The sequence below is a fragment of the Ferruginibacter sp. genome (assembly GCF_031391665.1).
Classification (GTDB): domain Bacteria; phylum Bacteroidota; class Bacteroidia; order Chitinophagales; family Chitinophagaceae; genus Ferruginibacter.
This window is the reverse complement of record NZ_JANMUN010000243.1, coordinates 1-8,178: the sequence shown is the minus strand read 5'-3', so window position 1 is coordinate 8,178 and position 8,178 is coordinate 1. Positions and strand designations below refer to the sequence as shown.

Below are 8,178 nucleotides of genomic sequence, written 5' to 3'. Positions count from 1 at the left end.
AAGAGCCGCGCAGGTAGGAGGTGCACGTCCTCTGCGAAGAAGCAGAAGAGGCACTGGCTGAGGAAGTGGGACGCCTTGGTTGCCGGCACGCCAGCCGCGCGCAACCGATCGGCGGTTCTTTTTTGAGAGTGTTCAAGCCCTGCCTGTTTATCCATTTGGTGGTGCAGGTATTGTGTAAGATTCTTACTCATAATTTTTAAATGATACTGGTTATTTGATAAGGGAAAATGTTATGTTTTATTACGACGATAATATTTTTACCACCGTCATCCACTCTTCACTTATCCTTTGTTTTTTCTTTACGGCTTCGTTAAGCGGCGTATAATTCATTTTATTATTTACAATACCCACAAAAACATTATGCCGGTTTTCCATTAAGCATTCTACAGCATGGTAACCCATGCGGCTTGCAATTAAACGGTCCATGCAACTGGGGCTTCCACCTCTTTGTATATGACCCAAAATACAAACCCTAACTTCCTGTTGGGGTAAACGTTTTTTAATAACTTTAGCCACTTCATCGGCACCGCCAAATTCTTCTCCTTCAGCCACCACAATTAAGTTTACTAATTTATGGCGGCGTTCTTTTTCTTCCAGGGCTTTAATAATATCATCTATAATTGTTTTCCTTTCAGGAATTAAAATATTTTCGGCACCCGTTGCAATACCACTGTGCAAGGCAATATATCCGGCATCACGGCCCATTACTTCAATAATAAATAAGCGGTCATGTGCATCCGCAGTATCTCTTATTTTATCAATAGCTTCTACAGCTGTGTTTACTGCGGTATCAAAACCAATGGTAAAATCGGTGCCTGCAATATCTTTATCAATAGTGCCCGGCAATCCAATGCACGGAATATCATATTCATTGCTGAAAATTTGTGCACCTCTAAAACTGCCATCGCCACCAATAATTACCAACCCGTTAATGCCATGTTTTTTTAAATTTTCATAAGCTGTTTTTCTGCCTTCAGGCGTAAAAAATTCTTTGCAACGTGATGTTTTTAAAATAGTGCCCCCACGCTGTATAATGTTGGCCACACTCTTACTTTCCATCCTCACTATTTCATTTTCCACCATACCGCTGTAACCTCTCATAATTCCGTAAACTTCCATTCCGTGATAAATTCCGGTACGCACAACCGCACGGATAGCGGCATTCATGCCCGGACTATCGCCGCCGGAAGTAAGTACACCAATTTTTGTAACTTTCTTTTCCATACCCCAAAGATAAGTTAAAGGCCTCAATTTTTTGTGTGGTATGTACACACTAAAACCCTGTTAGTCATTTATCAACAGATTGTTGAAAGATTATTAGCACAAATATCGCTGCAAAGGTTTGCAGCGTTAAAAAAATATTATAACCTGTTGATTTTTTATCTTTAAATACTAAATTATCAATCTTGGTTCGATAAAAATACCCATTGGCAGGTATGCCAATATTTTTTTTATGTATTTTCTTTACTAAAAATTATGTGATGAAAAAGTTATTTTTAATAATGTGTGTATTTGCTGTACCCATAATGGCAATGGCGCAAACAAAAAATGAAAAAGAGGTTTTTACTTTTACTATAACCGATTATATAGTTGATGCCAGCGACAGTATTAAAATTGTGCAGGTGCAATTGCCAGTTGCCAGTATTACTATTGACATGGGCCAGATGGGTTTATTGAAACATAATTACACCAACAGTAAAGATGATACTGTAAAAATTGCCTGGGGCAAATGCCGGCTTATAAAAAAAGACTATTATTATTTTGGCTTGCATCTTTACAATAAAATTAATACACCAATAAAAAACGATTTGTTGTATACCCAAATTAATTATCCAGCAAAATATAAAGGAAGGATATATGATTTGGTAAGAAACGCAGTTTATTTTGAACACGTAAACGGCGGATTTTTTTACAATTTTGCCGAACCTTTGTCTTTGAATGAACAAAAAGAAAACAGTTTAATAGATTCATTGGTTGCCGACATAAAATTTACAGGTAAGGAAATGCTGCAGCAAAACGATGGGCAGGATCAAATAGTTAAAGGTGGAATTTTTAATGAAAAGAAATTATTTGCAGCAATGCAAACAGTAACTGGCAGCCATGTAAAAAGTTTTATAGATTATGTAATCGCCTTTCCACAAAAATATGCAGGCAATACATGGAAAATTTCTGAAACATTTGCTACCTGGATGGTGGGAGAAACGCCAACGGTAATAAAAACCAGCAATTAATAATTTCAGTATCTTAGTAAAAATATTTTTACATGAGATTATTATTTTTATGCAGCACCTTTGCGTTAATGACAACACTTACTGCCCAGTTAACCTACCCCACCACAACAAAAACTGAACAAACCGATAATTATTTTGGTACAAATGTAAGCGACCCTTACCGCTGGCTGGAAGATGATAAAAGCGAAGCAACCAAAGCATGGGTTACCGAAGAAAATAAAGTAACGTTCGGTTACCTGGATAAAATACCTTACCGTAAAAATTTTAAAGAGGCCATAGAAAAAGTTTTTAACTATCCAAAATATTCTGCTCCATTCCGCAAAGGCGAATGGTTTTATTTTTATAAGAACGATGGGTTGCAAAACCAATCGGTATTGTACAGGCAAAAAGGATTAACCGGAGCACCCGAAGTAGTAATTGATCCTAATAAATTAAGTAAAGAAGGCACCACACGTTTAACCGTTTTTAATTTATGTAAAGATGGTGCTTATGCAGTAGTAGGCTTAAGCGAAGGCGGCAGCGACTGGCAAACTTATTATGTACGTGACATGGCTACAGGTAAAAATTTAGATGATAAATTAGATTGGGTAAAAATAAGCGGCGCCGCATGGGAAGGACATGGGTTTTATTACAGCCGTTATCCTGCGCCGGAAAAAGGTGCAAGTGCATTGAGTGTAAAAAACGAAAATCACCAGGTGTGGTTTCATAAAGTGGGTACTGCTCAGGCTGATGATAAATTAATTTATGAGGATAAAAATAATCCACAGCGTTTTCATACTACTTCCACCAGCGAAGATGAAAAGTTTTTGTTTCTCAACCTCAGCGACAGAGGAAAAGGACTAGATGGTAATGCTATTTATGCAATGGACCTGACATCTGCGGATAGAAAATTTTATCCCATTATTGCCGAAATTACCAATGATAATTATGGCGTAATTGAAAACACTGCTGATAAATTTTTACTGCAAACCAATGCTGATGCACCCAACAGTAAAGTAATTGCGGTTGATATTAAAAATCCCGATTTAAAAAAAGCGATCACTATTATACCCGAGAAAAAAGAACCCTTGCAAAATGCCAATACCGGTGGCGGAAAATTATTTGTTGATTATTTAAAAGATGTAAGCACCCGGACTTATGTGTACGATTTAAATGGGAAACAATTAGGCGAAGTAAAATATCCATCATTAGGCAATGGCGGCAATTTAAATGGCTATCGTGATGATAAGTTTGTATTTTATGTGTTTACTTCGTTTACTTTTCCGCCAACCATTTATAAATATGATATTGCCAGTGGTAAAAGCTCCATCTTTCGCAAGCCCGAAGTTGCTTTTAACCCTGCAGATTATGAAACCAAACAGGTTTTTTATACTTCAAAAGACGGAACAAAAATCCCGATGTTTATCATTAATAAAAAAGGAATAAAGAAAGATGGTAACAACGTAACCTTATTATACGGCTACGGAGGATTTAATATTAATTTAGAACCTGCCTTCAGTGCTACACTGTTACCATTTTTAAATGCAGGTGGCGTATATGCACAAGCCAATTTACGTGGTGGTGGCGAGTATGGCGAGGCATGGCATAAAGCTGGTATGATGTTAAGTAAGCAAAATGTATTTGATGATTTTATTGCAGCAGGCGAATATTTAATAAATGAAAAATATACCTCCAGCAGCAAACTGGCGGTTCGTGGTGGAAGTAATGGAGGTTTATTGGTGGGAGCTGTTATTAATCAACGCCCCGATCTGTTTCGTGTTGCCATTCCGCAGGTTGGCGTAATGGATATGTTGCGTTTTCATAAATTTACCATTGGGTGGAACTGGATTGCTGATTACGGCAGCAGCGAAAAAGACGAAGCCAATTTTAAAAACCTGTATGCTTTTTCTCCTTTGCATAATATCAGCAGCACGGTGAATTACCCATCTACTTTGGTAACCACTGCCGACCATGATGACAGGGTAGTGCCTGCACATTCTTTTAAATATATTGCTACACTGCAGGAAAAATACAAAGGTAAAAATCCTGTGCTGATAAGAATTGATACCAACAGTGGCCACGGTGCCAGCAACACTAAAAAAAATATTGAAACCACTGCAGATATTTTTTCTTTTATATTTTATGAGATGGGAGTGACACCAAAGTTTTAATGAAAGCGAAATCCGTATTAAATATTAATATCCCCAATCCCTGTTCTCAAAATTGGGAAGCCATGACCAAAGCTGGTGATGGGAAGCATTGCAGCAAATGCAACAATATTGTGTACGATTTTTCGCAGATGAGTGATGATGAACTGCTTAATTTTTTGAAATTGCAGCCTGCAACGCATTGCGGCCGCTTTCATCAAACTCAATTGGGGCGAAATATTTTACCTGCTGTTGCAAAGAACAAAATATTTTTAAGCAGATTTAATAAAATTGCAGCGGCAATTTTTGCAGTGCTTAGTTTTAAAGCACTATCTTCTAACGCAGGCATTAAAAATGTAAGGCCACAAACCGTATTTAGCACAGATTTTATAAAGAAAAATTTTAAAGGCTTAGATAAGGTTATCATTTCCGGAACAATAAAAGATGCAGAAGGTAAGCCATTGGAAAAAGCAAAAATAATATTCGACACTACTGAAATGGCATCAACTGATAAAGACGGAAATTTTAGTTTTGATATGAGTGAGGCAGGTGCAATTAATCATACTCTTTATTTTAGTTACGAAGATCTAATTACTGTTGTTAGAACTTATCATCCTGCAATGTTATCGGCGAGTTATGATGTGGTGCTGAACAAGCCAAGCTCATGCAGCAGAATTATCATGGGAGGAATTGGCGGAAATGAATTATTAGATTTACCGAGTATTGTTTTTAAACCAAATGCATCAAAACTGAATAATGTAAATAGAAAATTATTATCTGATGTTGCTGCAAAGTTAAAAGCAAATCCTGGTACTACTATATCAGTTGTTGCTTATCCGGAAATGTGCGGACGTCAATATATTTATAGTTATAGGGTTGAAAATATAAAAAAATATTTAGTTGAGAAAGAAGGGATTTCTCCTGAAAGAATTACTACAAATTGTGATGTAGGTGGTGGTGGCAAAAATATTGTTGATATTAAATCAAGCGAATAAATTAAGCAGATTTGGTTTAAAATACAGAATTATTTTTTACTGCCTCTTATCCTCCCATATCGCCGCAATGAATACAGCATCTGTAAAAAATGTTGGCTGTGTTCCATCTCCTTTACCGGTTAATCCCCCTGAAGGAGAAAACATATACACACAGTTGGCATCTTTTACTTCGTTATACCTGTCGCAGCATCCGGCAATGTACAGGTAAACGGTTTTGTTCTGATAGAGATAAGATTCTATCCTGGTAAATAGCGCCCCTTTAGGTTTAGCTAATGCGCTGTCAATTAATTTTTGTGTGCAGGCAAGTGTGGAGCCTATTTTATTTGTTTCACTGCAACTAAAAATTGCAATGGAAAAAAACAGTAAAACAATATATTTCATTATTTTAATCATTTGATAAAATAATAACCAAATATCGCTCCAAACATTTTACATTCTTTCGGGTACTTCAACTCCCAATAACCCCATGCCACTTTTAATAACATTAGCCGTCATGGCTGCTAAATGCAAACGCAATTGTTTTTTATCTTCCGTTTCTGCATTGGCAATTGAATGTTCGTTATAAAAGGAGCTGAATATTTTAGCAATATTATACACATAAATTGCAATGGCTGATGGATTCATTTCGTCACATGCCTGCTGAATAATAGTTGGAAATTGTTCGAGTGCAACTATCAATTCTTTCTCTAACGGTAAAAAAACAGCAGACGACTGACCACTGATAACTGACAACTCTCCACTCACTATTGACGATTCACCATTCACTATTGATTTTCTTAAAATAGATTTTATCCTTGCATGATTAAACTGTATAAACGGCCCGGTAAATCCATGAAAATCTATACTCTCTTCCGGATTAAAGATCATTTTCTTTTTTGGGTCAACCCTTAATAAAAAAAACTTTAATGCACCCAATCCAATGGTATGATATAATGTAGTTAATTCATCCACAGTAAAATCTTTTACCTTGCCTAACTCTTCTGTTTTTTCCTGTGCCACTTTTTTCATTTCATCCACAATATCATCCGCATCTACCACGGTGCCTTCACGGCTTTTCATTTTTCCGGTAGGTAATTCCACCATGCCATAACTTAAATGGTAAATATTTTTTGCGTTCGGTAATTGCAATTTTTCTGCAATTAGCTTCAGTACTTTCATGTGATAGTTTTGCTCATCACCAATTACATAAATGCTCTGGTCAATTTTATATTCTTCATATTTCTGTTGTGCCAAACCAATATCCTGCGTCATATAAACCGAAGTGCCATCTTTGCGTTGCACAATTTTTTTATCTAAACCATCTTCGGTTAAATCAATCCACACACTATTATCAGCTTCTTTATTAAAAACGCTTTTTTGTAAACCTTCTTCTACTATTTTTTTGCCCAGCAAATAAGTATTGCTTTCATAATACATTTTATCAAAATCGCTGCCAATAGTTTTGTAAGTAATATCAAAACCGGCATACACCCAACTGTTCATTTTTTGCCAAAGCTCCATTGTACCGGGCTTTCCGGCTTCCCAGTCTAATAGCATTTGCTGGGTGGCTTTCATTATCGGCGCTTCTTTTTCTGCTTCGTCTTTTGTTTTGCCGGCAGTAATCAATTCTTCCACCTGCTTTTTATATTCGTCATTAAATTTTACATAATATTCTCCCACAAAATGATCGCCTTTTGTATTGGTACTTTGCGGAGTAGCACCATTTGCAAAAAGCTGCCATGCAATCATACTCTTGCAAATATGAATACCACGATCATTAACGATACAACTTTTTATTACATCGTAACCGCTGGCTTTAAAAATTTCTGCCACACTCCAGCCTAAAAAATTATTACGCAAATGCCCAAGGTGCAAAGGTTTGTTGGTATTGGGAGAAGAGTATTCCACCATCACTTTTTTGCCATTCATTTGTTTTTTACCAAAGCATACGTCAGTATAATTTTTTTGCAATACTTCCATCCAGTATGCATCAGCAACAGTTAAATTTAAAAAGCCTTTTATAATATTGTATTGTGTAAAAAGCGAAGGATTATTTTCAATAAGATGCTTGCCTAATTTATTGCCAATATCACCAGGCGATAACTTCAGCGATTTTACTAATGAAAACAACACTACGGTATAATCTCCCTCAAATTCGGGCTTGGTTTGGTTAACCTGGAAATCTTTTTCGGTAAAAGTCTGGCTAAACAACGCAGTTAAACTTTCTACAGTACTTTTTTGTAATTGCTCTACTATCAACATGCGGCAAAGATAATTGGCAATTTGCATTGGGCAATAAGCAATGGGCAAATGGCAAAAGCTAATCTGTAAATAGCATCAGGTAGCAAAATGAAATAACTTTTAACTTTCAACATTTAACCTCTAACCAATTCCCTTATCTTTGCACACTTTTTTACAACTATGATAAGTGCAACTAATATAACGCTGGCTTACGGCAAAAGGGTTTTGTTTGATGAGGTAAACATCAATTTTACTAAGGGAAACTGTTACGGGGTTATTGGTGCCAATGGTGCCGGTAAATCTACCTTTTTAAAAATATTAAGTGGAGAGATTGAGCCCAATAAGGGCACCGTGGATATTACTCCCGGCGAACGCATGGCGTTTTTAAATCAAAATCAATTTGCTTTTGACGAGCAAACCGTTTTAAATACCGTAATGATGGGCCACAGTAAAATGTGGAAAGTGATGCATGAAAGAGATGCTATTTATGCCAAAGAAGATTTTACGGAAGCAGATGGTATTAAAAACGGTTTGCTCGTCAAAAGCAAATTGATTTTGATTTAAAAACGCCATGCGTTCGCCGGGAGTAATATCCACGGTGCCCTT

At 36.5% G+C, this 8,178-nt stretch carries 8 protein-coding genes; 4 read left to right on the top strand and 4 right to left on the bottom strand.

Translation table 11 applies throughout. The features are described from left to right. Both ACY651_RS18570 and pfkA read right to left on the bottom strand, forming a co-directional pair. Positions 1–191, bottom strand: a 191-nt coding sequence (locus ACY651_RS18570; RefSeq protein WP_462255002.1) for a hypothetical protein, incomplete at its 3' end; no start/stop codon positions are given. A 49-nt stretch (positions 192–240) separates the two neighbouring features. After that, entirely contained in the window at positions 241–1,224 is a 984-nt protein-coding gene (pfkA, locus tag ACY651_RS18565) for a 6-phosphofructokinase (RefSeq protein ID WP_462255001.1), read from the bottom strand. A gap of 257 nt (positions 1,225–1,481) precedes the next feature. Between pfkA and ACY651_RS18560 the strand changes: the two genes are divergently transcribed. Genes ACY651_RS18560 through ACY651_RS18550 form a run of 3 tightly spaced genes read left to right on the top strand, consistent with a single transcriptional unit; the run spans position 1,482 to position 5,352 of the window. Further along, complete coding sequence (locus tag ACY651_RS18560; protein ID WP_462255000.1) at positions 1,482–2,231, top strand: hypothetical protein; 750 nt, start codon at positions 1,482–1,484, stop codon at positions 2,229–2,231. Between the two features lie 32 nt (positions 2,232–2,263). Then, entirely contained in the window at positions 2,264–4,381 is a 2,118-nt protein-coding gene (locus ACY651_RS18555) for a prolyl oligopeptidase family serine peptidase (RefSeq protein ID WP_462254999.1), read from the top strand. After that, positions 4,381–5,352, top strand: coding sequence for a peptidase associated/transthyretin-like domain-containing protein (locus ACY651_RS18550; RefSeq protein WP_462254998.1), 972 nt, complete (start codon positions 4,381–4,383; stop codon positions 5,350–5,352). The genes ACY651_RS18555 and ACY651_RS18550 overlap by 1 nt, the downstream gene beginning before the upstream one ends. A 36-nt stretch (positions 5,353–5,388) precedes the next feature. Here the strand turns inward: ACY651_RS18550 and ACY651_RS18545 are convergent, their stop codons facing one another. Together ACY651_RS18545 and argS are read right to left on the bottom strand one after the other, a co-directional pair. Continuing rightward, entirely contained in the window at positions 5,389–5,733 is a 345-nt protein-coding gene (locus ACY651_RS18545; RefSeq protein WP_462254997.1) for a DUF6970 domain-containing protein, read from the bottom strand. A gap of 48 nt (positions 5,734–5,781) precedes the next feature. Then, the gene (gene argS / locus ACY651_RS18540; protein ID WP_462254996.1) at positions 5,782–7,593 is read right to left on the bottom strand and encodes an arginine--tRNA ligase; all 1,812 of its coding nucleotides are present in this window, start codon (positions 7,591–7,593) and stop codon (positions 5,782–5,784) included. Positions 7,594–7,752: 159 nt separating this feature from the next. On the opposite strand from argS, the gene ACY651_RS18535 reads away from it, so the two are divergent. Then, positions 7,753–8,136, top strand: coding sequence for an ATP-binding cassette domain-containing protein (locus tag ACY651_RS18535; protein ID WP_462254995.1), 384 nt, complete (start codon positions 7,753–7,755; stop codon positions 8,134–8,136). Positions 8,137–8,178 lie beyond the last annotated feature (42 nt).

Excerpts from the sequence above, each read along its gene's own strand:
- pfkA (WP_462255001.1), bottom strand. The coding sequence starts at position 1,224 with ATGGAAAAGAAAGTTACAAAAATTGGTGTACTTACTTCCGGCGGCGAT.
- ACY651_RS18535 (WP_462254995.1), top strand. The coding sequence starts at position 7,753 with ATGATAAGTGCAACTAATATAACGCTGGCTTACGGCAAAAGGGTTTTG.
- ACY651_RS18545 (WP_462254997.1), bottom strand. The coding sequence starts at position 5,733 with ATGAAATATATTGTTTTACTGTTTTTTTCCATTGCAATTTTTAGTTGC.
- argS (WP_462254996.1), bottom strand. The coding sequence starts at position 7,593 with ATGTTGATAGTAGAGCAATTACAAAAAAGTACTGTAGAAAGTTTAACT.
- ACY651_RS18550 (WP_462254998.1), top strand. The coding sequence starts at position 4,381 with ATGAAAGCGAAATCCGTATTAAATATTAATATCCCCAATCCCTGTTCT.
- ACY651_RS18560 (WP_462255000.1), top strand. The coding sequence starts at position 1,482 with ATGAAAAAGTTATTTTTAATAATGTGTGTATTTGCTGTACCCATAATG.
- ACY651_RS18555 (WP_462254999.1), top strand. The coding sequence starts at position 2,264 with ATGAGATTATTATTTTTATGCAGCACCTTTGCGTTAATGACAACACTT.